Genomic DNA, 23,225 nt, shown 5'->3' with positions numbered 1-23,225 from the left:
CGTGACACGGGGACCTGGAGACATCGCTCCAGGTCCTCGTTGCGTTTCAGCGGATGCACGTCACGTCAGGCCGAGCAGCCGGGGCACCTTCTCTTCGAGCAGGTCAATCTCCTCCCGCGTCTCTCCCAGGTAGGAGAGGAGCTGGAGGTCCTGTCGCTCCACCGCGCCGCCGTGGAAGATCCACGCGCGCGTGCGCAGCAGCCGGTAGAGCTTCACCAGCTTGCGGTCGCTGATGAACACGCCGTCCTCGCGCGTCAGCGTCTGCACCACGCGGCGGAACTCGCGCAGCAGTTCGTCGCGGAAGAACAGGTCACGGTCCTTCAGCTCACGCCCGTCCGGCCCCATCTCCTTGCGCCCCATCATCAGCGTCAGGTAGCGGTGCGCCTTCAGGAGGTCTTCCAGCGTCGCGTGCCCTTCGGCCCACGGCTTCTGGTTCAGCTCCCGGTGCGTCTGCGACTCCAGGCCGGAGTCGAGCAGCTCCAGGAAGTAGCGGTCCTGCACCGGGCGGCATGCGGCCTTCAAGCAGAAGCGGTCCTTGAGCGCGCCCAGCTCCGCGTGCTCGGGCAGCTCGTTGGTCGCCGCGAAGAGCACCTTGAGCTTCACCGGCTGCGGCGCGCCGTCCTGGTAGAACTTGCGCTCATTGATGACCGTCAGCAGCGCGTTGAGGATGGCCGAGCTGGCCTTGAACACCTCGTCCAGGAACACCAGCTTCGCGGTGGGCAGCTTGCCACCCTCGCGGCGGATGTAGCGGCCCTGGCGCAGGAGGTTGATGTCGATGGGGCCCAGGACTTCTGAGGGCTCGGTGAAGCGCGTGAGTAAGTACTCGAAGTAGTCCTCGTTGGGGATGCGCAGCGCCTCGCGGAACTTGAGCACCAGGTCCGACTTCGCCGTGCCCGGGGGACCCACGAGCAGCAGCGGCTCCTGCGCCACCGCCGCCACCGTCATCAAATCTACCAGCGTCTGCTTGCCCACGAAGTGTCGCCCGAGCCCCTGTCGGAACCGGTTGAGTCGCTCGCGCAGCCCCTGCGCCTCGCGTGACAGCGCGTCGAACGTCAGCGCGGTGATGGGGTCGGCGACGGGCTCCTCCCGTCGGGGAACACTGCTCATGTACGCTCCTCCAACTCCTGATGGATGCGTCGCCGCACCAGGAACTCATCCTCGTCCAACCAGCTTCGTGCCCGCTCGCTGGAGCCCTGCGCCACTTCCACGTGGCCCAGCACCAACGCGTCCGCCAGCTCCACCACGGACAGACAGAAGTGGCTGTTGGTATTGAAGCTGTCAGTCACCGTGGCGAGCCCCTCGGAGAGTCTCGCCAGCCCCGGCAGCGCGATGTTCGTCGGCGTGTGCGCCAGCGCTCCCGCCAGGCTCCGCGTCAGGGCCATCCGCTCCTGGGGCGAGCCCTTCGCCGCGGCCAGCGCGTCGAAGGCCATGTTGAACACGGGCAGCGCTTCGTCCACGTGCCCGAGCATCGCCATTCCCGACGCCACACCCAGCCGCGCCGCCACGGGCGCCTTGGCCCGCTTGAGCAACCCTCGCGTCGCCTCCACCAGCTCGCCCGTCTCGCGAGCCAGTCCCACGCGACGCAGGCCGCGCAGGCTGGCCTCCAGGATGCCCTCGCCCCACGCGGGGGACTCCGGCGCAAGTCCGGCCAACACCAGCCGCAGCCGTCCGGCCAGCGATGTCGCGCGGTCCGCTCGGCCGAACAGCGCCGCCAGCGTGAGCGCGTCACCCAGGAGCCTGGCCTGGGACTCACCCGGGAGCCCCTCCATCGCGGAGACCAGCTCATCCATCAGCGGCAGCGCCCGCGCCGGGGACAGGCGAGGCAACGTGTCCAGCAAGCCGCCGATGAGGCGAAGTCGCTCGGGCGCCTGCAGGCGGGCGCTCGTGGCGCGTCTCACCAACTGGACCACCTCGTGCGTCACCGTGGCGGCGTCTCGGATGTCTCGCAGCGCGGCGAACTCCTCGCCTCGCAAGTCGCGTGTCCCGCGTCCGAAGGCTCGGGCCGGGTCCAATCGCTCGCTGGGCTCCAGCAGCGCCGAGGCTTGTCGCAGCCGGTCCACCTTGTACCGCTGGAAGGTGGCCAGCGCGTTGAGCTCCGCGGAGATGTCCGCCGGCAGCGGGCTCTCCAGCGGTTCACCTTCCAGTGCTTGCGCCACGCGCGCGCCATAGGCCCGTGACAGGAAGCCATGGATGGGCTCCTTGGCGTCCAGCGCCGCCGTGGCCGATGCCACCAGCGCCCGTGCCCGGTCCGCCTGACCCAGCCTCGCGAGGCCACAGGCGAAGACGAAGCGGACATAGGCCTGCGTCAGCTCAGCGGGTGCTTCGACGGAGGAGCGACGCCGCGTCGTGCGCTCGAAGCGGTCCAGCAGCGCGTCGAGCTGCGCCGCCAGCCTGGGAAGCGCCGACGCATCCGCGCCACCGCGCAGGAAGCGCGGCACGTCGCGCGAGAGGGAGAGCCCTCGCTGGAGCATCTCCAGCAGCCGGTCGCCCGTCCTCGCGAGGCTCAGCGGGTCGCCGCCCGCCAACGTGTCCAGCGCGGCGCGCGAGAGCCACAGCGTGCGCACGTCGAGCGCGGTGTCGTGTCGGTCCAACCAGCGCTGGAGCGAAGGCACATCCCCTGGCGGCTTCCGTGGCGACGTCAGCGCCCCCAGGACGAGGCCGCTCGCGAGGCTCCGCACGTCGTCCTCGGAGGGCGTGGCGCGGGCCAGCAATTCGGCCTGGGAGACACCCGCGCGGGACTCCGCCTCCGCCCAGTGCCGGGCCAGCTCCGTGGCCTCCGCTCCCGAGGCATTCCAGAGCGCACGCGTCCAGCACAGCGCCGCGTCGCGCCCTCGACCGAGCTGACCATTCAGCTCTGCCATGTGCACCCAGAGCGCTTGCCGCTCGGGCGCATCGGCGGACGCCTCCAGGTCGAGGAAGGACTTCTCGGCGACCGTGAGAGCTTCTTCGGCGGCGCCGAGCTGCGCGGGCGTGAGTGGCTCCAGGCTGGTCCCCGCGCCACGCGACGCGGAGCGCTTCGCTGTCGCTGGCTGCGCGGGCTCGACGGGCACCGGCGGCGGTTTCTGTCCCCGACGCGTGCGACGGCTCCGAGTCGACGAGGCGTCCGGGTCCTCGCTCTCCTCGGTGGGAGCGGGGCGCGCCGCGCCGGGCATCCACTCGCCCTCCGTGGCTTCGAGGGCGCCGAAGTCGAACGTGGCTCCCTTCACCCACGGCTCCAGGGCCGAGGCGGCGGTGTCCACCACGTAGTCCACCCAGGACTCGAGCGGCTGGAAGGCCTGCTCGGGGATTCGCTCCGCTCGAAAGCCTCCGCCACCCGTGGGGTGCAACCAGGTGACGGTGTCCGGTACGGGCGCGAGGAGCGCGCGCAGCCGGTCCCTGCGCACGGGCGGCTCCAGCAGTCCGTCACAGGGCAGGTAGAGGTCGGAGAGCTGGGGCAGTGGCGCATAAGCCATGGCGGACAGGCCCAGCTCGGGAGGGCGCTCACGCCCGTGGCGCGCGCGAAGGATGATGCACGGCGCGTCGGCGGGCCCGGTCACCGCGAAGCGAAGCTGCGCGAGCAGCGCCTCCGGCAGCGTGTGGACCAGCGACTCCACCTGCGCCACGGCGTTCTCACGCAGCACCCAGAGGCTCGCGGCCTCCGTGCGCGCGGCGCGGGTGAGCTTCAAGTGGACGGAGAGCCGGCCCGGCGCGGCCGTCGACGTCCAGTCCTCCGCGGGGGCGGGGAGCCGCAGGTCCGTGAGCTGATACAGGTCCGTCCACGGGCCATCCGGCGCCGTCAGCCACGGGCCTTCCCCGGGGATGAGCAGCACGGTGCCAGGCGCGGGCAGGAGCGTGCGCGCGAGCGGATGCGCATGGCCCAGCTCCACCCAGATGGAGTGCTGTCCCGGCACCGCTGGCACGAAGGCGCGCAGGCCGCCCACGCGGTCCATCGCGCCGGTGAGCGTGAAGTAGGGCGGGTCGGACGCGCGCAGCAGGGCCCGCCGTCCCTGCTTCTCCTCGGCGAAGCAGAACTCCTGGCGGTCACACCCCAGGCGCAGCAGCTCGCCCGCGAGCGACAGCAGCCCGTCACCATCCACGGGCAGGAACAACACCGAGCCCAGGGGCGCGCTCTCGACGGGGACGCGGCGCGAGGCCAGCAGCTCCGCCCAGCACAGCACGGAGTCCTCCGCGCGAGGCGCCTTCGCGTCGGCCTTGATTCCGAAGGTGGCCAGCTCCGCGAGCACGGCCTTCGACAAGGGCGCCTGGGCGGTGACGTGGAGCACACCTTCGGCGGACCGACGGTAGCGGGCCGGCGTGGCCTGGACTTCCGGAGGGACGAGGCGGGAGGTCAGCGCGAGGTGGAGCGCCTCCTCGGTGGGAAACACGATCGTGGACATCAGGCCTTCTGGCTCACCTTCTCGGCGGTGCTCTCGGACGTGGACTCGGGCTGCGCGACCTGGCCGGACGGGGTGTCTCGCTGCACGATGACGCGGCCCAGCTCCGAGGCCTTGAGCGCGCCCCCGGCGATGAGCTGGTCCACGAGGCGGCGGTGCTCCTCCTCGTGCTCCATGGGCAGCGCGTCGGAGTCGCTCTCGTACTGGATGACGACGTCCTTGCGACCCGTCTGGGGATTCACCAGGAGACGGAGGATGAGACTAGCCATGGGCCGGCTCCTTCTGCGGCGCCACCGTGGGCGCCAGGTGGACGAATGCCTCGCGGTCCAGCACCTTGCGCTCCAGCAGCAAGTCCCGCAACGCGACGAGGCGCGCCTTCTCGCGGTGGAGGATGTCGCGGGCCCGGGCGCGCTGCACCGCCAGCACCTCCTGCACCGCGGCCTCCAGCGTGGAGCGCGTCGCATCGGAGAGCGCATGCCGCTCAGCGTCCCGCCCTGGGGCGTCGAAGCGCCGCACGGGGACTCCATCGCCGCCCATGCCGAGCGTCTCCACCAGCTCGCGGGCAATCTCCGTGGCGCGCTCCAGGTCATGCGCGCTGCCGATGGACAGGTCCTCCAGGAGCAGCGCCTCCGCCTCTCGTCCGCCGAAGAGCATGCAGATGGTGTCCAGCAACTGGCTCCGCGTGACGACGTAGCGATGCGCGGGGTCCGCGTACTGCACGAAGCCGAGCATCCCGGCCAGGTCTCCGCGAATGCTGATGCGGTCGATGGCGGGAGCGCTGGGACAGAACAGCGCGCACACGGCATGGCCCGCCTCGTGCGTGGCCACCACCTTCTCCTCGGCGGACGTGAGCTCCGGCCGGTCCAGGAAGTCCGTGAGGGCCTTCTCCACGTCCACCGGCTCGGTGGGCGCCTGCGTTCCATCGCGCAGCCTGCGTCGCGCCAGGGCCCGACACAGCGCCTGGATGTGGTCACCGGAGAAGCGCGTGCCCGTGCCCTCGACGCGGTCCCCGGTGCGCTTCACCGCGTAGTCGAGCGCCCGCTCCGTCATGCCCAGGGCCAGCTTCTGGTTGTAGATGGCCAGGATGGCCCGGCGGTCAGCGCTGTTGGGGTAGGGGATGCAGAGCTGGAACTCGAAGCGGCCCGGGCGCAGCAGCGCGGGGTCCAGCGACTCCACGAAGTTGGTGGTGCCCACCACGAAGACGAGCTCCTCCTTGCGGAAGCCGTCCATCTCCGTGAGGAGCTGGTTCACCATCGAGTGCTCCACGCCGGAGCCCGTGTACGTGCCGCGCGCCGCCGCGAAGGAGTCCAGCTCGTCGAAGATGATGATGCTGGGCGCGGCCTGGCGGGCCCGCACGAAGATCTGGCGGAGGTTCTCCTCGCTCTCGCCCACCCAGCGACTCTTCAGCTCCGGGCCGCTCACCACCAGCACCGCCGCGCCCAGCGAGGACGCCATCGCCTTGGCGAACAGCGTCTTGCCGGTGCCCGGCGGGCCCCAGAAGATCATTCCGCGCGGCAGCAGCCCCTCCACGCGCTTCACCGCGTCCGCGTCCGTCAGCGTCTCCTTGTGCGCGAGCACGTCGAGAATCTCGCGCTGGAGTCGCTCCTTCACCTTCGCGTAGCCGCCGATCTCCGTGTGCAGGTCGATCTCCGGCACGTTGAGCGAGCCGCTCAGCGTGGCCGAGCGGAGCTGCGCGAAGGCGGGCCGCGCGTCGCTGGGATAGTCCTCTCCGGTGATGGCTCCGAGCAGCCGTCGCAGGCGCACGGCATTCACACCGGACACGTGCTTGTAGAGCGAATACGGCTGGAGGCCCTGGCCGAACTTGCGGCACTCGCGCTGGGTGACGAGGTGGCGCAGCCGCTCCCGACTCACGCCGAGGATGCTCTCCTTGTGGGGGAACAGGTTCTCGATGACGCGAGGCAGGGGGAAGGACGGGTCCTTGAAGCCCACCCAGAGCATCTCCGGGTTTTCATACAGCAGCGGAATCACCTCGCGCGCCTCGGAGGTGAGGCCGCCGCTGCTGGTGGTGAGCAGGTCCAGGTGGGGCAGCACGACGATGCGCTCACGCACCGCGCCTCGCACCGCGTCGCGGAGCTGGCCGATGAGCGTGGCCATCATGCTGGGCGCGGGCATCCCGGGCGGCGGCTCCGCGGCGGCGCGGCCGTCCAGGTAGAGGAACTGCTTGCCGTCCTTCTTCAGCCTGTCTCGCAGGCACTTGTAGAAGTACGGCGTCAGCTCCTTGTCCGCCTCCACCATGACCGGCAGGCCCCGCAGCAGCGCCTCGCACAGGCGGCCCAGCTCCGCGGGATAGGCGGCCTCCACCGCCGCGAAGGGCGTCAGCTCCGTGGGCAGGGACTCCTCTGGGATGCGCTGGCTCATACTCGCACCTTGATGGTGAGCGAGCCTGTCGCCGCGTCCTCGTGGATCTCCTCCACGGTGCCAAGCTGCGACGCGCGCACCTTGAGGGCCTCGCCCGTGACTTTGTTGGCGATGGAGTCCAGCTCCGACTTGAGGTCCCTCAAGCGCCCTTCCAGCCGGCGGGTGATGTCCTCGCGCAGCGTCTCGGTCGCGTCCTGGGTCTGGTCCTCCAGCTTCGCGCGCGCCTTCTCCCTCGCGAGCTTGCGCGTCGCCTCGGATGCGTCCGGAGTGTGGGTGAGGACTTCGGCCGTCGCGGTCAGCTCCACCTCTTCCTTGTCCGACAGGGTGACGCTGACCTCGCCGGTGGTGACGTCCACGGCCACGCGCACGCCGTCTGCCTCGATGCGCACCGCCACGTCGCCTTCCTGCGTGAAGCCACGGTTCGCCAGCTCCGCGGCGAGCAGGCCCGCCGTCTCCTCGCGAGACAGCAAGGGCAACAGCTCCAGCTTGGAGCACACGCCGTCTTCAGCCTGGACGATGCGGTTGAGGGACTCGGAGACGGAGACACGATAGGCGCGGCTCATGGGGCGCTCTCGGCGGAAGGGAGGGGGAGGGTATCCGGAATCGTTTCGACGGGGGTCGCCAGGTCCGTGGTCAGCTCGCGCTCGCGGTCCGACGCGAGGCGGAAGCCGGGTTCACCGAAGGAGGCCCACGCGGAGAGCAGCAGCTGCGCGCCCTCGTAGCCGTCGTCGAAGAAGCGCACCGCGCGGTGCTCGGCGTCCCAGCGCGCCATCCGTCCGAGCGCGCGCAGGCTCGCGCCCGCCGCCCGTCGTGCCTCGGCCTTGACGCTCAGCGAGGCGCGAGGAGACAGGCTCGACACCCAGCGCGACGCGGGCTGGTCCACCAGGGGGCGCAGCGCCTCCAGCACGAAGCCCGCGAGGTCCCTTCGGCCCGCGCCGTCCACGGCATCGAGGAACGCGGCCAGCGTGCGCTCCTGCGTGGTGCCCAGGTCGACCAACTGCTTGGGCTCGATGAGCCGGGTCTTGGCTTCCTCGAGCCGGCGCCACCGGAGTGCCAGCTCGTCCTGGAGCGCTTCCATCAACCAGCCGCCCTCCGCGAGCAGCGGCGCGAAGTCCTCCACGTCGAGGTGCCCGGGCACGGCGACGAACAGGTCGGGGAACCCCAGTCGGCAGAGGATGGAGCGCTGGAACTGGGGCTGAGCGCCGAGCGCCGGAGCGCAGGCCGTGCCCGCCATCAGTCGGCAGCACAGGAACAGGAACAGCTCGTCTGCGAGGGTCGGCGGCGCGTCTACGTCCAGGGGGCGGTGGCCGGGAATCACGAGCGGCTGCTCCACGAGCCAGCGCAACGTGTGGAAGCAGAGCGCGGAGAAGCGCAGCGCGGGGGCGCGGTGTCGCTCCCAGAGCCGCGAGGGGCCCGACTGGCCCGAATCGGAGGTCAGGTGGCGTCGTCGTCTCGCTCCTCCACAGCGGGCCAGCGCGAGGACGGTGCCCTTGGCCAGCGTGTCGCGCAGCGAGCCCAGTGCGCCGGGGCTCAAGCGCGCGGCGACGGTGTGGCGTTCACGCAGCAGGTCTTCCACGGGCGCGTACTGCCCCAGGCCCATGACGGTCCGCGCGAGCGTGAGCAGCAGGTGCTCGGAAGCCGAGACGCGAGTCATGGACGGAGACGGTCCGCGAGGTCGGGCCAGCCGTTGACGATGAGCCGGCCCTCGACGAGGTGCAGCTCCGCCGTGTTCGGCGCGGTGAACGTCGGGTCCTCGGGTGAGTAGCGCGGGGTGAGGAAGTGCATGACCTGGTTGCTCGAGCCAATCCACCGCCGGCGCGTCTCCGGCAAGTCCTTCTCGTAACGCCCATCCACCAGGAGGTCCAGGCTGGCGAGCAACCGCTCGACCTCCGGGTTCAGCTGGGCCTTCAGCTCCGCGAGCGTGTAGCCGCTGAAGACCATGGTGCTCAGGCCGCCCGCGCGCAGGCGCTCACAGAGGTCGGCGGCGGGGCCGGGCTGCGCGAAGGGCTCGCCCCCCAGCAGTGAGAAGCCTTCGATTCCAGGCGTCGCGAGCACCCGTGTCGCGAGGGCTTCCACCGTCACGACGGTGCCGCGCTCCATCGCGAACATCTCCGGGTTGCAGCACCCGGGACAGCGCAGCGGACACCCCTGGAGCCAGAGCGCGAAGCGGCGCCCGGGGCCCTCCGCCTCGGTGCGGGGAACCTGCTGGGCGACCCGGAGCACCGGGCCAGGAGAAGACGCGTCCGCGGTCGAAGACATGGGAGCCGTCCGCAGCATGCCAGGAACGGCGGGGACCGCCCATCATCCCAGCCGGGAAGGGACCTTGCCGCCGTCGCGCTGGATGCCTGGCTCAAGGCGTGGAGCACTGGAGTTCCCGGACCCGAGCGCCCCGCGAAGCGCGTCCCGCATCCGTCCACCGAGTCGCAGGTCCAAAGCCTTGGCCACGGGCACGTCCGCGCGGCACTTGGGGCAGCGCGAGGCCTCCTCGCGAATCTTCGCCCCACACCCGGCGGGACACGCGCGGCGCGAGCGTGCTTCCAGCCGATACGCCGCCAGCCCCGCCGCGCCGCAGGCCAGGGTGAACAGCAGCACGAGCGCCAGCGACAGCGGAGCCCAGAGGATGGCCACCGCCGCGAGCCCCAGGCCGAAGACGTCTTCGGTGCGCAACAGCCAGCGCCGGGGATGCAAGACCTCCGACTCGAGCTGGTCCACGCGAGTGTGAAGCCACTGTCGCACCGACAACGTGGACACGGCGACGAAGGCCCCCACCGCGCCCACCGCCCATGGAGGAAGCTGCTCCGTCCCCACGCCCAGCGAGGCGAGCGCCACCGTGGCGCCGCTGCCCGCGCTCAGCGCGAACTGCGCGAGCCCCAGCACCATGCGCAAGTCACTGTCGCGCTGCGTGTACATCTCGAACGCGAGCAAGGCGACGAAGGCCCCGAGCGCCTGGGGCGTCGCGAGCCACATCATCTCCGGTGGCAGCGACAGGTAGTGGTAGTGCGCGGCGAGCGCGAGCAGCAGCAGGCTGCCTCCCGCCCGCGTGCCGGAGGCGCCGCTCAGGCCGATGACCTGGGAAGCAAGGGCGAACGAGAGCATGGCTCAGCGCCCTCCCATGGGCGCGGCGAGGAAGCCCTGCACGAGCCCCAGCGACTGGAGCACGTACAGCACCAGCAACACCGACGCGGCGGTGAAGGTCAGCAGCATCAGCATCCACCCCACCAGCAGGCCCATCTCCCAGAAGGCGACGGAGACACCGCGCGCCTCGCGCTCGGTCTGCCACGCGAGGTAGCGACGCGCGAAGAGGCCGGCGACCGCGACCTGGCCCGCGCTGAGGGCCACCTTGGCCAGCGCGCCGAAAGCGGGGACCAGCGTCAGCAGCTCCAACACGAGGACGGAAAGCGCGACGAAGCAGCCCGCGGCCAGGCGCAGCGTCCACCGAGAGACCAGCCGACGCTGGGGCGTGAGGAGCTGGAGCGCGGGAGTCACCAGCGTCACGCGCAGCCACACCAGCGCGGCCACCAGGAGCAGCGACGTGAGCAGGGGCACCCAGCTCGCGACCAGCGCGGCGAGCGCCACCACCGCCACGGCGATGCCCAACCTCACCGTGGCCCGCTCGGAGGCGAGCTGGTGGAGGACCTCGCGGTCCGTGGGGCTGGGCAGCGTCTGCTCGTCGCACCGGGGGCAGGGTCGCCCGCGCAGCGCGGTCCCTCCTGGAATCCGCTCGGCGCACCGGCGGCAGCGCCCGCTCAGCAGCAAAGCGAGTTCGTGCTCCTCGCTCCGGGCGCTCGCGGTCATCGTCAAAGGCATCGTCCCCCTCATCGGCGTGTCCACATCATGCCCCGAGCACGGGGGCGAGTCAGGTACCGTGAAGGCCCCATGCTCGGCCCCCTGGCCGTCGTACCCCGAGGTCCTTGTCCATGCGCTTTCCCCCTGTCCCGCTGTCGCTTCGTGATGGTCGTCCCGCCCAGGTCCGGGAGGCCACGCGCGGTGACGGGCCCGCGCTGCTCGAACTGGAGCGCGCCATGGTCCTGGACCGGCATGGGGTGGTGAAGCGTCTGGAGGAATTGCCCGTCGACGCGGTGGCCTTCATGTCCCGGCGCGAGGCCGCGGGGCTGCACCGGTTGGATGGCACCGCGTTCGCCCTCGTGGTGACGGACGCGCACGGCGCGCTCCTGGGCGAGGCCTCCATCCTCCGTCATGGCTTCCAGATGCTGCGCCACACGGGCGTGCTGGGCATCGGCGTGCATCTGTCGGCCCAGGGACTGGGCGTCGGCCGGGCTTTGATGGAGCACCTGCTCACCTGGGTGCGCGCCCACCGCGACCCGGACGGTGGCGCCGTCACCCGCGTGGAGCTGCACGTCCGGGCCGACAACACCAAGGCCGTCGCGCTCTATCGCTCCATGGGCTTCGTCATCGAAGGCACCCAGCGTGCCCACCTGCGCGTCGATGACGGCACCTATGTCGACGGCCTCATCATGGGCCTGCTGCTCGACGCTTCGAGGGCCTGAGTCGACTTCAACCCGCTTGCTCGCTTCTGGGCCGTTGCTCTCGCGGGTTGCGAGAATGAGTGATGGGTGGAGAATCTTCTGGCGCCGCAATTTCCCAGCAAGGCTTCATCCCTGCAGTAGAGTGTGGTGGTCATGACGCGGCCTGTGTCCGCCTACGCCCCTCGAAGCGAGCGCAAGCCGTTGTACGTGAAGGTGGTGACGCAGCCCGCCCTTCCGGGGTGCTGGGCCGTCAACATCAGCGAGACGGGTATTGGCCTCATCGCCACGCCGCGAGGCCCCCAGGAGGGCCCGCGCGAGGGTGAGTCCGTGGAGCTGTCGTTCTCCCTGCCGGATTCGAACGAGCACATCCGCGCGCGCGGCGACGTGCGCTGGCGCCACGAGTCGGGCGGCGCGGTGACGGCGCTGGGCGTCTTCTTCCACTCCTTCGAGGGCTCCGACGGGGTGAAGCTGGCGCGCTACCTGTCGACGGCGCGGCTCCAGGTGGTGGTGGCGTTCGCCAGCGAGGAGGAGGCGAAGGATATCCGCGCGTCGCTGGAAGGTCAGGCCGTGCCGCACTTCGCCGCCAGCGCGGAGGATGCGCACGCGCTGCTGGCGCGCGGTGACGCGGCGGCGCTCCTCGTCTGCGGAGGCGAGGAGGCCCGGGCCCTGGCGCTGGTGGAGGGGCTGACGACCGTGAACCCAGACGTGGAGCTGTCCGGCGCGGTGCCTCCGTCGGACCTGGCCTCGCGCATCCTCTACTGCGCGCCCGCCGCACCGGAGCGACTGGTGGCGCTGTTCAACGCGGGCCTCGTGTTCCGGGCGCTCGGGGAGTCACCCTCGCGCGAGGCGTTGAGGCAGGCGGTGCTCCAGGCCGGGCGCGAGCGCGGCGTGCGCACCGAGCAGTGGCGCATGACGCTGGAGCTGGAGCGCAACCTGCTGCGGGAGCGCGCGTTGTCGCAGGCCCAACCCCTGGAGCCAGGCGGGCGGGGCGAGGAGGAGGTGGGGCTGCGCAGCGCGGCCATGCAGCGGGTGATGGAGATGGTGCGCCTGGTGGCCCCGCACCGCGTGGCGGTGCTGCTCCAGGGCGAGACGGGCACGGGCAAGGAGGTGCTCGCGCGCATCCTCCACCGGCACAGCGGACGGGAAGAGCTGCCGCTGGTGGTGCAGGACTGCGGCGCGCTCACGGAGACGCTGCTGGAGAGCGAGCTGTTCGGCCACGTGAAGGGCGCCTTCACCAACGCCGTGGCGGACCACCCGGGCCTGTTCGTCCTGGCCAACGGCGGCACCATCTTCCTGGACGAAATCGAGAACACGACGCCCAACCTCCAGGCGAAGCTGCTGCGCGTCCTGGAGACGGGCGACGTGCGGCCGGTGGGTGGCACCCAGGTGCGGCACGTGGACGTGCGCGTGCTCGCGGCCAGCAACAAGGACCTGGGGGAGGAGGTGCGCGCCGGACGCTTCCGCGCGGACCTCTTCTACCGCCTCAACAGCTTCACCATCGACATCCCCCCGCTGCGGGAGCGGCCCGAGGACGTGCCGGAGCTGGCGCGCTACTTCCTGCAGGTGTTCAACCGCGCCCTGCGCCGCACCGCCAGCGGGATGTCCCAGGACGTGGAGGACCTGCTGCGCGCCTACCCGTGGCCCGGCAACGTGCGCGAGCTGCGCAACGTGCTGGAGCGCGCCGTGCTGCTGTCGCGTCCGGGCGAGGTGGTGTCGCGCCGCCTGCTGCCACCGCCGCTCGTGACGGTGTCCCCGGCGCGCAACGAGCTCGCGGGAGACGGCTCGCTGCGCGCGCGGCTGGAGCGGGTGGAGCGAGAGCTCATCCGCGAGGCCCTGGACCGCCACGGCGGCGTGCTGCGCCGGGCGGCCGTGGCGCTGGGCATGGACCCCGTGACGCTGGGCCGAAGGGCCCGGCGCCACGGGTTGTGGAAGGCGGACTGAGTCCGTTCACCACTAGTGGGCGCGCACCCACTGGAGGATGGGCTGCCACACGCGCTGACGGGCCGTGGTCGCGAGGAACAGGTCCGCGTGCCCGAAGTCGAGCGCGCGTGAGGCCGTGGGCAAGTCACGCACGACGAGCGACGTGACGTCGGTGCTGCCCAGCAGCGTCGCGGAGTGCACGCCGTACTCGCCCACGCCGCCGCCCGCGCCCACGTACAGCACCGGCACCTTCACGCGCTTGAGGTAATCGTCGTAGGGCACGTCCAGCCCGCACGTCCACGCGTCCGACTCCACCACCTCGTTGAGGCTCTGGTAGGGCGCCGCGCGCTGCGCGTACTCGTAGAGGTAGTGCTCCGACGTGTACGTGAGGCTGCCCGGCAGGCCCGACGCGTCGGGGATGCCCGCCATCAGGTGGTAGCCCGGGGCGAGCGGCTGCAGCGGCGCCAGCAGCGCGTACGTCGCCGCCGCGGAGACGATGGCGGCGCGCCGGTTGGAGGGCCGGCCGGTGCCCGGGCCGAAGACGTCATCCGGCAGCAGCGGGGAGGGCGCGTTCGGCGCCGTGGCCGCGAACATGCCGATGTACTGGAGGGTGATGCCGGGCGCCGAACCCAACAGGCCGCCCTCCGTGACACCCGAGTCGCGCCGCGCCTTCAGCGCCGTGTGCCGCTCACACGCCCACGCCTGCTGCTGCGCGAACTGGGGCGCGTGGCGCACCGCCATGTCCACGGGGATGAAGCCATCCACCTGGCGCAAGAGCTTGGGCAGCCGCGCCTCCGAGTTGAGATAGGCATACGCCACCATCGCGCCCCGGCTCCACGCGAGCAGGTTCATCGAGCCCACGTTGCCGCCCGCCAGCCGCAGCGTCCGCGCCAGCAGCAGGCCCGTGCCCACGTCCTTCGCGTGCGTGCCCAGGTTCCACCCCGCCATGAAGCCGAAGTCCGTCGTGCCCGCCGGCACCCCCACCCACCGCATGTCGATGCCCCACACATCCACGCCCTCCTGCGCCAGGTACGCGGCGATGGAGTGGTTCACCGGTACGTGCGCGGAGTCGACGCTGGACAGGAACGCCGCCTCGAAACCCCACGCATCGCCATGCACCATGAACACCGCCCGGCTCGCCTTCGCGGGCACCCACGCCGCGCGCTCCTTCACCACCCGGTGCACCGTGACGGTGTCGTGCACGCCCGGACCTACCTGCAGCTCGAAGCGGTAGTGCGCAACGTCGCCGAACACCGCCTCACGCGAGGCCCTCCGCGTGGAGGCGCTGCTGGCCACTCCGTCCAACGAGGTGACACCCGACACCAGCGCCGCTGTCGCGCTGTCGCGGAGGTCCTCCGAGCTTTCGGGAGGCTCGGAATTTCCACAACCCAATGACAGGAATGTCAGGCAGACAAAAAGGCTGAACCACGAACGCATAGAGACCTCGAATCGAAGAAGAGGGGTTCGGAGGAAGGCCAGTGTTGAGTGGCCCAAGGGTCCTCCGTGCCGTGTCACCTGCAGAGCAGAATCCACGCCAAGCTTTGAACACATGAATGGCTTGAAGTGTTGTCTATCCCTGGACTTCACGCTTGAAGTCCACTGTGAATCACCCGTCTGACATGCCCTGGTGGGTGTGGTGCCGTTGACCCCACTTCACGACTGAAGCAGGCGCATCACGGTTGTGGCGTCAGAGACCCATGAGCGGTGCGGGGCAGACCGGACCGGGTCACCTGCCGGAGGACGTGGGGAGTGCCCTGCGTCGGACAACGTCCTCCGGGGAGGGGAGAGTGCTGAACACCTGGGGTCGCGCTGGCCTCCCGGGGATGAACCCCCGAGCCCACATCCAGGTGTCCCGGCGGGGCGGAGGCAGGCGCGTCCGAAGAGCACCTCGACGCCTCCTGGGGAGAAAGTGGAGGCGTCATGGTGGAGCCCCGTTTCGAGCGCAACCTGGGGGTCATCGGCCCGGAGGTGATGGCGAGGCTGGCCCGTACGCACGTGCTGGTGGCCGGAGTGGGCGGCGCCGGAGGCCAGTGCGCGGTGGACCTGGCGAGGCTGGGCCTGGGGTGCCTGACGCTGGCGGACTTCGACACCTACGAGCGCCACAACATGAACCGGCAGGTGGGCTGCTTCGAGAGCACGCTGGGCCAGTCCAAGGTGGACGTGGTGGGGCGGATGTGTCTGGACATCCATCCGGGGCTGCGGCTGCGGCGCGTGGAGGCGGGTATCACCAAGGCCAACGTGGACGACGTGCTGGCGGGAGGCGAAGTCCTGCCGCCGGTGGACTTCGTGGTGGAGGTCATCGACATCGCGGGCGCGGGCGCGAAGCAGGCGCTCCACCGCGCGTGTCGTGAGCGCGGCGTGCCGGCGATGACGGGATTGATGCTGGGGTTTGGCGCCGCGTTGCATGTCTTCCAACCGGATGCGCCGCTGTATGAGCAGCTCTACATCCTCCCGGATGGTCGCGTGGACCTGCCGGCCATCATTCCCCACCTGGGGAGTTATCTGTTGCAGGACGCCATGGACGCGTGCTTCGCGGGCCAGGGGCACGCGCCCACGTGCGTCGTCGGAGCCACGACGGCCGCGGGGATGATGGTGAGCGAGCTGATGCGTGGGGTGATGCTGGGCGCGCGCGCGATGGTGTCCTGGCCGGAGTACCTCTACGTGGACCTGTTCGACCACCGCTACGTGCGAGCGGCCGTCAGTCCCACGAAGCAGCAGGCGCGTCAGCCCATGTAATGCCTGGAGGCGGACGCGCCGCCCTTGCGGGGCTCACCACGCCGGGCTCACACCACGCCGCGTCTGCGCGCCTCCTCGATGACCTTCGGGCCGTCCACGCCCAGGCTGTCGGAGAGCAGCGGGGCGACCTGCTCGGCGCGCTGGTGCACGTGCTGGAGCGCCTCGTCGTGGGTGTGCGTGACGATGTTGATGCCCGCGATGATGACGCGCTGGAGGTTGTACTGAAGGTCATTGCCCTCGACGATGGCGTGGATCTGCTTGAAGAGCGGCCGCGCGTCGGACTGGAACTCGGACAGGTTGTTGCGCTGCTCCTTGTTGGGCACCGCGGACTTCGAGGACAGGCTCGCCACCAGCACCAGGGGTGACTTGAGTCGCTCGTGCGTCTCTTTCATCTGCTGGAAGACGGCGTGGAGGTCCGCCCGGTCGGGTGGGGATTCCCAGCGCAGGAAGAAGACCCTGTCGATGATGGCGGTCTTGTAGACGGGTGTCGTCATGACGAACTGCCGCTCCTTCGCAGTACCGTTGCCCCCGGGGCCGTTTCACCGTGTACTGCCATGCGGTGCCGGGCGGTCTGCCAGGGCATCCTGGGTTCGCCGCGTCACGGCGGTAGCCTCCCGAAAGGGCGGGCATCGCCGGGCGGACAGAGGACTTCCCCCCAGGTGGCCCCAACTGTCCGCGCCAAAGCAAAAGCCCCCGCCGGAGCAGGGGCTTGGGGTGCGGCTCGAGGCTCCCCTCGGGTGAGAAGGGGAGCCCCGCGAGACGTCAGTTGCCGGAGATCTTCTTCTCCTCCACCTTGGTGGCCGCGATGGCCTCCTCGGTGAAGACGATGGGCCGCCACTGCTTGTTGGAGAACAGCTCCGTCTGGTCGGAGAAGTACGGCGACTCCGGGTCGCTGGACTCGCTGTAGGTCAGCACCGCGCGGCCGTTCACGCCCGTGGGGGTGAACTCCATGGCCATGATGAAGCTGCTGCCGTTGTTGATGTTGTAGCCGGTGGTGGTGAGGTTGGTGCGGGAGTTGAGCAGCGCGCCGCGCACCGCGCCGAAGTCGGAGTCGGGCGTGGTGGACTTGAGCGTGCCCCACGAGACGACGTTCGCCGTTCCATCGTATCCGCCGCCGCCGTGGATGGGGATCTTCTTGCCGTCCACGCGGGTGGTGTACTGCGAGTCACCCAGCGGAGCGTCCACGGGGATGCCGGCGATCTGGAGGCGGTACACCGCCGCGGCCAGGCCGAGCATCGCCGGGTCCGAGCCCGTCGTCGGCTCGGCGATCAGCGTGTGCGGCGTGGCGATGGGCTGGGCCACGTCGAACGGCACGGCGAACGGCGTGCCGGTGGCGGACGGGCTGGTGCCGCTGGACAGGGCGCCCATGCTGAAGTGGCCGCTGAACTCGCGCCACAGGGCCGCGCCCTTGCTGCCCACGTCGTAGCGCATGTCCCAGGCGGCCAGCGCCGCGCAGCCCGCGCGGATGTCCACCTGCGTGGTGTTGTAGAGCACCGTCGTCTTGCCCGTGCAGCGCGCGACGACCTGATCTCGCAGCAGCTCCGCCGTCATGCCGCGGTTGCCGAGGATGGCGTTCTCCAGCTCCGCCACGGTGAACTTGTTGTCGGAGCCGGACGCGCCGTTCTGCTCCATGAGGAGGACGGCGTTCATGCGCGTGCGCGGCGTCTGGCCCACGCCTTCCAGGCCGTGCAGCGGCGAGAAGCCGGTGAGCGGCGCGTTCGGGTTGGCCAGCCAGTAGCTGTCGTTCGCGTTGAAGACGAAGTCGCGGCGGGCCAGCTTGGGGACGCCGCTGAAGGGCACCAGGCCCGGGCCACGGGCACCGGTGGCGTTGCGCCACTCGTTCTCCGGGTTGCTGCCGTCCAGCAGCACCAGGCCCATGCCCTGCCAGATGGCGGTGGTCGCCGGGTCCAGGCCGCTGGAGGCCGCGCGCCACGTGCCGATGGCGGTGGCGGTGAGGTTGGGGGTGGGCGTCGCGTCCGTGTACCAGACGTTGCCGGCGCGGTCCGCCGCCATGGTGTTGACCCAGGGGATGCCCTGGACGTTGGCGTAGACGTTCTGGAACTCCTCCAGGCTCTTGGCCCGGTTCATCCCGACGAACTGGGTGACGAGCTGGGTGTTGTCCAGGTTGGCGTCGCGGAAGCTGAGCACCGTCTGCTGGGTCCACTCGGCGGTGCCGGGGATGACGATGATGGGGCCGTAGTGGCTGCTGTAGAAGCGCTGGGTGATGTTGGTCACCGAGCCCTCCGGCAGCTTCACCAGGATGGTGATGTCGCGGGACGTCATGTCCCGCTCGTCAGCGGCGTTGGGGCCGTACTTGTACCGGGTGGGGTTGCCCGGCACGAGCTGCAGCCCGTAGAGCGTCATGCGCTGGCCGGAGGAGAACGTGTGCGTCCACGCCACGTTCTCGTTGAAGCCGATGAGCACCGCGGGCACGCCCAAGAGGCCCACGCCGTACACGTTGAGCTGGCCGGGCACGGTGAGCTGGCTCTCCCAGAGCTTCAGCTCGCCTTCCCAGGGGAAGTGCGGGTTGGCCACCACCATGCCGTGGCCGGACGCGGAGCGCTCCGCGCCAATGGCCCAGCCGTTGCTGCCGACCTGGCTGAACTCGGGACGCTCCACCTTGAAGCTGCCCGGCACCGGGCGGCCCTCGGTGCGCGCGCCGGGGATGGGCGGGGAGGCCGCGGCGATGGCGAGGATGAGCTGGTAGCTGCTGGCCGCCAGACCCACGCTGATGTCGTAGGCGAGCAGGTCCACGCCCTGGATGGGCTTGACCCAGGGGGCGTTGGTGCAGGGCGCGGGGAGCTGATCACCCGGCGTCTCCGACAGGTACTTGTTGAAGCCCGCCGCGTAGCCGTTGAACATCTCCTGGATGTCCGCCGGCAGGGTGGGGAAGGCCGCCTGGGCCTTCTCCTGGAGCTGGAGGACGCGGTAGCCGAAGTCGCTGCCCGCGTAGGTGTTGCCGGGCCCCGGCCCCAGGTAGCGCGCGCGCTCACCGCGGACCTTGACGATCTGATCCGACAGGATGCAGACGTGGTCCTTCGCGAACGCGTAGCCCTGTCCGTAGGACAGGCTGCCCATGTCGTTGGCGATGATGTGCGGGATTCCGTGCGACGTGCGCCGGATGGTGGCCTCGTACTTCGGAGGGCCTTCCACGGGTGGCGTCACCGGGCCTCCGTCATCATCCTCACCACATGCGGTGGCGAAGACGAGACTCAGTCCGGCGAGGAGGGGGAGGTGCCAGCGGGAGCGCCCGGACTTCCAGGTCGCCCCCCGCGAAGAGGACACGGAATGGTTTGGAGGCATGGATGACAATGAGCGTAGGGAGGGGCTGATCCACACGTCAAAAGTTTTCTGAGGTTTGACTTTTCCTGGGAGCCTGGAGTCAGACGCACCGCGGCAATAAACGCCGCAGTGAGGGACGGGCAGTGAGGGTTCACTGTGCTAGGAGAGCGCGACTATGACGACCGAGCAGCCGCGTGCCCGCCGCCCGCGCCGCCACTTCTCGATGATTCGCACCTTCGTGCTCGCCGACTTCGTGACGCTCGGCAACGGCTTCGCGGGCGCGGGGACCATCCTCGCCGCGATGCAGTACCTGGCCACGTGGCGCGTGGGCTTCCTGTGGGTGGCCTTCGGGTTGATGCCGCTGGCGCTGGTGATGGATGTCCTGGACGGGCGCATCGCCCGGTGGCGCTACAAGAAGTCGCCGCTGGGGGCGGACCTGGACTCCCTGGCGGACGTCATCTCCTTCGGCATGGCGCCCGCGGCGCTGGCCTTCGCGGTGGGAATGAGGGGGGCGTTGGATGTCGCGGTGCTCCTGTACTTCGTCGCGTGCGGCATCAGCCGGCTGGCGCGCTTCAACGTCACGTCGGCGGATCTGGCGGACGCGACGGGGAAGGTGAAGTACTTCGAGGGAACGCCCATCCCCACCAGCCTGGCGCTGGTGATGGTGCTGGCGGTGGCCACGTGGATGGGGCGCATTGGCGACACCCTGCTGGGCGGGGCGTGGGACGTGGGGCCGGTGGTGCTTCATCCCCTGGTGCTGTTGTACGCGGCCAGCGGCAGCGCGATGATCAGCAAGACGCTGCGAATCCCGAAGATTTGAAAGTGAACGGGGCGGCCCCCTCTGACACCTGGATTGTCCTTCGTGGGTGGTTGCCCGCCCACGGGTGGGTGCCTAGTTTCGCAACCTGATCCGCAAGAGCGCCTCGTTCGAGGCTTGCGGGGCGGAACCGGGCGATGGGCGTGGGGAAGGGGTGGAGGCCATGACGGGGCGCAGGGGCATTTGGGCCCTCGCGGTGTTGGGGCTGGTGGCTGCCGTGGGGTGTGCGGATCGCGAACGGTCGTCCCTCGCGGACGGGCGGCTGACGGCGACCCCTGGCGGGATGGACTTCGAGAAGGTCGCCCTCTTCGATGCGCGTGAGACGGAAATCTCGCTGCGCAACGTGGGGCGAGCGCCCGTCGACGTGAACGAGGTCTGGGTGGAGGGCCCGGAAGGGGCCTACCGGGCGGAGTTCACGCACGAGGGGCCGCACAGCCTGGCGCCTGGCAGCGCGTGCTCCCTGCGCGTGCGCTTCGCGCCCATGAAGGAGGGCGGCCAGGAGGCGTTCCTCGTCGTGCGCTCGGACACGCGAATCGAGCCGCTCATGCGCATCCCCCTGACGGGGCTGGGCATCGACGCGTGGGCGCGGGTGTCGCCCCGGCTGCTGGACTTCGGGCGGATTGAAGCGGACTCGACGAAGACGCTGGTGCTGACGCTGGAGAACCCCACGGAGCTGCCGGTGGAGGTGACGCCCCGCCTCGTGGGCGCGGACCGGGGCGAGTTCGTGGCGGGGCCCGTCGTCGTGGCCCCGGGTGGCCGTGCGGAGCTTCCCCTGACGTTCAACCCCGTGCGCGTGGGCCGCAAGCAGGTGGCGCTGGCGGTGACGCCGTGCCGGGGCTGCGCGGACGTGACGGTGCAGGTGGCGGCGGAGGCGCTGGAGCAGGCGGTGGTGGCGGAGCCGCCCGTGCTGGACTTCGCGGCGGTGCCGGTGGACCGCGAGGCCTTCCGCGAGTCGCGCATCCACAACATCAGCACGGAGCCGATGACGGTGACGCGGCTGACGCTCGACGGGCTGGATGCCTCCTTCTCCCAGGCGAACGCGGGCTTCCCGCTGGTGCTCCAGCCTGGCGAGGTGCGCGGCTTCCAGTTCCGCTACAGCCCCGGCCACATGGGCCCCGCGGACGACATGGCCCGCTATCACGTGGTGAGCAAGCGCCACCCCACCACCGACGTGAAGCTCCGGGGCTTCGGTGGTGCGTCGGAGCTGTGTGTGTCGCCCATGACCTACGACTTCGGCACCCAGCCGCTGGGCTCGAAGACGCGCGTCATCGTCAACGTGAAGAACTGTGGCTCCTCCAACGCGGGGGCGCTCACGCTGGAGACGCTGGCGTGGCAGCCGGACCCCGCGGGCGCGCTCCAGTTCAACAACACCCCGCTGGCCATGCCGCTCACGCTGCAGCCGGGGCAGGAGGTCAACATCTCCGTCTTCTATGAGCCCACGCGTCCGGGCGCCGCGACGGGCGTGCTGGTGATGACGACGAACGCGTACTCGGCGGCCACGGTGGAGCTGGACTTCCGGGGCACGGCGCAGGAGCACGCGCCCTGCGACCTCACGGTGACGCCGCTCGCGCTGGACTTCGGCACGGTGCCTCCGGGCCGGGGCGCGGTGCTGGGCGTGAAGCTGGAGAACAAGGGCGCGGACCTGTGCCCGGTGAAGAACATCCGGCTGCGCGACAACGGGGGTGGCTCCTTCCGCCTGCCGGGTGGGGACCTCTTCGGCGTCATCATCTACCCGGGTGACTGGTTCAGCTTCCAGGTGGCCTTCCAGGCGCCTCATGACGGCGGAGACTTCACGGGCATGCTCCAGGTGGAGCAGATGGACCCGGTCAACCCCGTCCTGCTCGTGCCGCTCCTGGCCCACTCGGAGGCGACGTGTCTGATGGCGTCGCCCTGGTACGTGGACTGGGGCGTGGCGCGGCGCGACTGTCCTCCCGAGCCGCGCGAGGTGAACTACCTCAACGCGTGCACCATGCCCGTGGAGGTGTCCAACGTGTGGATTGGCCCGGGCACGACGGACGGCGAGTTCACCCTGGGCGGCGTGCCCGCGCCCTTGCCCTTCACGCTGCAGCCGGGCGAGGCCTTCACGGTGGACCTCGACTACGCCGCGCAGGTGTACGGCATGAACCTGTCGCCGCTCTACGTGAGTTCCAGTGACTTGCCGGCGCCGCTGCTGGTGCCGCTCATCGGCGAGTCCTCCAAGCGCACGGACAAGACGGACACCTTCACCCAGCAGGACGTGAGCAAGGTGGACGTCCTCTTCGTCGTGGACAACACGGCGTCCATGGTGGAGGAGCACCCGCGCCTGGTGTCCGCCATCCCCTCGTTCGTGGACGCGGCGCTCGCCAAGCAGGTGGACATGCACGTGGCCGTCACCACGACGGGAATCACGCAGGTGGCGGCGACGTGCCCCGGTGGCGCGCAGGGCGGTGAGGCGGGGCGCTTCTTCCCCGTGGACAACTCGCGGCCTCGCATCCTCACCAACGGCATGCCGAACCTGACGGCGCTGCTGCAGCAGAACGTGCAGGTGGGGCAGTGCGCCCAGGTGGAGCAGGGCTTCGAGGCGATGCGCCGCGCGCTGTCTCCTCCGCTGGTGAACAACGCGGATGACCCGCGCACGCCGGCGGCCCAGGACGGCAACCTGGGCTTCCTGCGCGACTCGGCGGCGCTGGTCGTCGTCTTCGTGGGTGACGAGGATGACCACTCGCCAGACGCGGTGGACACCTACGTGCAGTGGGCGCAGCAGCGAAAGGGGCAGAACCAGCCGCAGCGCGCGACGTTCTACGCCATTGCCCCCACGGCGACGGCGTGTGGAACGGCGGGCGGCACCGGCACGCGCTACGCGGAGGCCGCGGCGCGCACCGGTGGCGAGGTGATGAACGTGTGCGCGGCCAACTACGGGCCGCTCCTGGCCGCGGTGGCCAACAAGGCCTTCTCCTCGCAGGACCGCTTCCCGCTCAGCGACTCTCCGGAGCCGGGCAGCGTGACGGTGACGGTGGACGGCGCCCCGGTGACCACCGGCTGGCGCTACGACGCCCCCACCAACAGCGTCATCTTCACCAACGTGCCGGCGCCGGGCGCGAAGGTGGCCATCTCCTACCGTCGCTCCTGCGACGCGGGCTGAAGCAGGGGAGCAGGCGCGTCGTGTGTACCAGTCGAAGGGCCGGTCATCCGGCCCTCGACGTTCATGTCGGTCCCGGGTGCTACAGGTCTGGTTCCGCCTGTGCGGATGAC

The 23,225-nt window shown here is 70.4% G+C and carries 17 protein-coding genes; 5 read left to right on the top strand and 12 right to left on the bottom strand.

Going from position 1 to position 23,225, the window contains the following annotated elements:
* Positions 1 to 60: 60 nt before the first annotated feature.
* Genes ACN469_RS42040 through ACN469_RS42000 form a run of 9 tightly spaced genes read right to left on the bottom strand, consistent with a single transcriptional unit; the run spans position 61 to position 10,559 of the window.
* Positions 61 to 1,107: an AAA family ATPase gene (locus tag ACN469_RS42040; RefSeq protein WP_498777785.1), complete on the bottom strand. Its 1,047-nt coding sequence runs from the start codon at positions 1,105 to 1,107 to the stop codon at positions 61 to 63.
* Positions 1,104 to 4,376: a DUF8586 domain-containing protein gene (locus ACN469_RS42035; protein WP_498777783.1), complete on the bottom strand. Its 3,273-nt coding sequence runs from the start codon at positions 4,374 to 4,376 to the stop codon at positions 1,104 to 1,106. Before ACN469_RS42035 ends, ACN469_RS42040 begins: the two co-directional genes overlap by 4 nt.
* Positions 4,376 to 4,642 (bottom strand): hypothetical protein, encoded by a 267-nt coding sequence (locus ACN469_RS42030; protein WP_498777781.1) that lies wholly within the window; start codon positions 4,640 to 4,642, stop codon positions 4,376 to 4,378. Before ACN469_RS42030 ends, ACN469_RS42035 begins: the two co-directional genes overlap by 1 nt.
* The gene (locus tag ACN469_RS42025; protein ID WP_498777779.1) at positions 4,635 to 6,752 is read right to left on the bottom strand and encodes an AAA family ATPase; all 2,118 of its coding nucleotides are present in this window, start codon (positions 6,750 to 6,752) and stop codon (positions 4,635 to 4,637) included. The genes ACN469_RS42030 and ACN469_RS42025 overlap by 8 nt, the downstream gene beginning before the upstream one ends.
* Complete coding sequence (locus tag ACN469_RS42020) at positions 6,749 to 7,315, bottom strand: hypothetical protein (RefSeq protein ID WP_498777777.1); 567 nt, start codon at positions 7,313 to 7,315, stop codon at positions 6,749 to 6,751. The genes ACN469_RS42025 and ACN469_RS42020 overlap by 4 nt, the downstream gene beginning before the upstream one ends.
* The gene (locus tag ACN469_RS42015) at positions 7,312 to 8,406 is read right to left on the bottom strand and encodes a hypothetical protein (RefSeq protein WP_498777775.1); all 1,095 of its coding nucleotides are present in this window, start codon (positions 8,404 to 8,406) and stop codon (positions 7,312 to 7,314) included. Before ACN469_RS42015 ends, ACN469_RS42020 begins: the two co-directional genes overlap by 4 nt.
* Positions 8,403 to 9,011 carry a 4Fe-4S single cluster domain-containing protein gene (locus ACN469_RS42010; protein WP_498777773.1) on the bottom strand — a complete coding sequence of 203 codons (609 nt, stop codon included), beginning with the start codon at positions 9,009 to 9,011 and terminating at the stop codon, positions 8,403 to 8,405. Before ACN469_RS42010 ends, ACN469_RS42015 begins: the two co-directional genes overlap by 4 nt.
* A 42-nt stretch (positions 9,012 to 9,053) precedes the next feature.
* A complete protein-coding gene (locus ACN469_RS42005) occupies positions 9,054 to 9,848 on the bottom strand; it encodes a DUF4126 domain-containing protein (protein WP_498777771.1) in 795 nt (264 codons plus the stop codon).
* Positions 9,849 to 9,851: 3 nt separating this feature from the next.
* Complete coding sequence (locus ACN469_RS42000; RefSeq protein ID WP_498777769.1) at positions 9,852 to 10,559, bottom strand: hypothetical protein; 708 nt, start codon at positions 10,557 to 10,559, stop codon at positions 9,852 to 9,854.
* A gap of 110 nt (positions 10,560 to 10,669) precedes the next feature.
* Here ACN469_RS42000 and ACN469_RS41995 point away from each other — a divergent pair, with 110 nt between their 5' ends.
* Positions 10,670 to 11,260 carry a GNAT family N-acetyltransferase gene (locus ACN469_RS41995; protein ID WP_498777767.1) on the top strand — a complete coding sequence of 197 codons (591 nt, stop codon included), beginning with the start codon at positions 10,670 to 10,672 and terminating at the stop codon, positions 11,258 to 11,260.
* Positions 11,261 to 11,392: 132 nt separating this feature from the next.
* Entirely contained in the window at positions 11,393 to 13,180 is a 1,788-nt protein-coding gene (locus ACN469_RS41990; RefSeq protein WP_498777765.1) for a sigma 54-interacting transcriptional regulator, read from the top strand.
* Between the two features lie 12 nt (positions 13,181 to 13,192).
* On the opposite strand, the gene ACN469_RS41985 is transcribed toward ACN469_RS41990, so the two are convergent.
* Positions 13,193 to 14,596, bottom strand: coding sequence for a hypothetical protein (locus ACN469_RS41985; RefSeq protein ID WP_498777763.1), 1,404 nt, complete (start codon positions 14,594 to 14,596; stop codon positions 13,193 to 13,195).
* A 483-nt stretch (positions 14,597 to 15,079) separates the two neighbouring features.
* Between ACN469_RS41985 and ACN469_RS41980 the strand changes: the two genes are divergently transcribed.
* Positions 15,080 to 15,895, top strand: a complete 816-nt coding sequence (locus ACN469_RS41980) for a ThiF family adenylyltransferase (protein WP_498777761.1) — start codon at positions 15,080 to 15,082, stop codon at positions 15,893 to 15,895.
* A 47-nt stretch (positions 15,896 to 15,942) separates the two neighbouring features.
* Here the strand turns inward: ACN469_RS41980 and ACN469_RS41975 are convergent, their stop codons facing one another.
* Positions 15,943 to 16,389: a DofA protein gene (locus tag ACN469_RS41975; protein WP_498777759.1), complete on the bottom strand. Its 447-nt coding sequence runs from the start codon at positions 16,387 to 16,389 to the stop codon at positions 15,943 to 15,945.
* Positions 16,390 to 16,657: 268 nt separating this feature from the next.
* Positions 16,658 to 19,060, bottom strand: a complete 2,403-nt coding sequence (locus ACN469_RS41970; RefSeq protein WP_498777757.1) for a penicillin acylase family protein — start codon at positions 19,058 to 19,060, stop codon at positions 16,658 to 16,660.
* 292 nt (positions 19,061 to 19,352) lie between these two features.
* Between ACN469_RS41970 and pssA the strand changes: the two genes are divergently transcribed.
* Together pssA and ACN469_RS41960 are read left to right on the top strand one after the other, a co-directional pair.
* The gene (pssA, locus tag ACN469_RS41965) at positions 19,353 to 19,997 is read left to right on the top strand and encodes a CDP-diacylglycerol--serine O-phosphatidyltransferase (RefSeq protein ID WP_498777755.1); all 645 of its coding nucleotides are present in this window, start codon (positions 19,353 to 19,355) and stop codon (positions 19,995 to 19,997) included.
* Positions 19,998 to 20,157: 160 nt separating this feature from the next.
* On the top strand, positions 20,158 to 23,115 hold the full coding sequence (locus ACN469_RS41960) for a choice-of-anchor D domain-containing protein (RefSeq protein ID WP_498777753.1): 2,958 nt from the start codon (positions 20,158 to 20,160) through the stop codon (positions 23,113 to 23,115).
* Positions 23,116 to 23,225: the final 110 nt, after the last annotated feature.

It is taken from the genome of Corallococcus terminator, from assembly GCF_049194865.1.
Taxonomy (GTDB): domain Bacteria; phylum Myxococcota; class Myxococcia; order Myxococcales; family Myxococcaceae; genus Myxococcus; species Myxococcus terminator_A.
Note: the sequence above shows the minus strand (reverse complement) of the source record. Positions and strands in the feature narration are given on the sequence as shown.

Coding starts and splice junctions, on each gene's coding strand:
- ACN469_RS42040 (WP_498777785.1), bottom strand. CDS start 1,107: ATGAGCAGTGTTCCCCGACGGGAGGAGCCCGTCGCCGACCCCATCACC.
- ACN469_RS42035 (WP_498777783.1), bottom strand. CDS start 4,376: ATGTCCACGATCGTGTTTCCCACCGAGGAGGCGCTCCACCTCGCGCTG.
- ACN469_RS42030 (WP_498777781.1), bottom strand. CDS start 4,642: ATGGCTAGTCTCATCCTCCGTCTCCTGGTGAATCCCCAGACGGGTCGC.
- ACN469_RS42025 (WP_498777779.1), bottom strand. CDS start 6,752: ATGAGCCAGCGCATCCCAGAGGAGTCCCTGCCCACGGAGCTGACGCCC.
- ACN469_RS42020 (WP_498777777.1), bottom strand. CDS start 7,315: ATGAGCCGCGCCTATCGTGTCTCCGTCTCCGAGTCCCTCAACCGCATC.
- ACN469_RS42015 (WP_498777775.1), bottom strand. CDS start 8,406: ATGACTCGCGTCTCGGCTTCCGAGCACCTGCTGCTCACGCTCGCGCGG.
- ACN469_RS42010 (WP_498777773.1), bottom strand. CDS start 9,011: ATGTCTTCGACCGCGGACGCGTCTTCTCCTGGCCCGGTGCTCCGGGTC.
- ACN469_RS42005 (WP_498777771.1), bottom strand. CDS start 9,848: ATGCTCTCGTTCGCCCTTGCTTCCCAGGTCATCGGCCTGAGCGGCGCC.
- ACN469_RS42000 (WP_498777769.1), bottom strand. CDS start 10,559: ATGCCTTTGACGATGACCGCGAGCGCCCGGAGCGAGGAGCACGAACTC.
- ACN469_RS41995 (WP_498777767.1), top strand. CDS start 10,670: ATGCGCTTTCCCCCTGTCCCGCTGTCGCTTCGTGATGGTCGTCCCGCC.
- ACN469_RS41990 (WP_498777765.1), top strand. CDS start 11,393: ATGACGCGGCCTGTGTCCGCCTACGCCCCTCGAAGCGAGCGCAAGCCG.
- ACN469_RS41985 (WP_498777763.1), bottom strand. CDS start 14,596: ATGCGTTCGTGGTTCAGCCTTTTTGTCTGCCTGACATTCCTGTCATTG.
- ACN469_RS41980 (WP_498777761.1), top strand. CDS start 15,080: ATGGTGGAGCCCCGTTTCGAGCGCAACCTGGGGGTCATCGGCCCGGAG.
- ACN469_RS41975 (WP_498777759.1), bottom strand. CDS start 16,389: ATGACGACACCCGTCTACAAGACCGCCATCATCGACAGGGTCTTCTTC.
- pssA (WP_498777755.1), top strand. CDS start 19,353: ATGACGACCGAGCAGCCGCGTGCCCGCCGCCCGCGCCGCCACTTCTCG.
- ACN469_RS41960 (WP_498777753.1), top strand. CDS start 20,158: ATGACGGGGCGCAGGGGCATTTGGGCCCTCGCGGTGTTGGGGCTGGTG.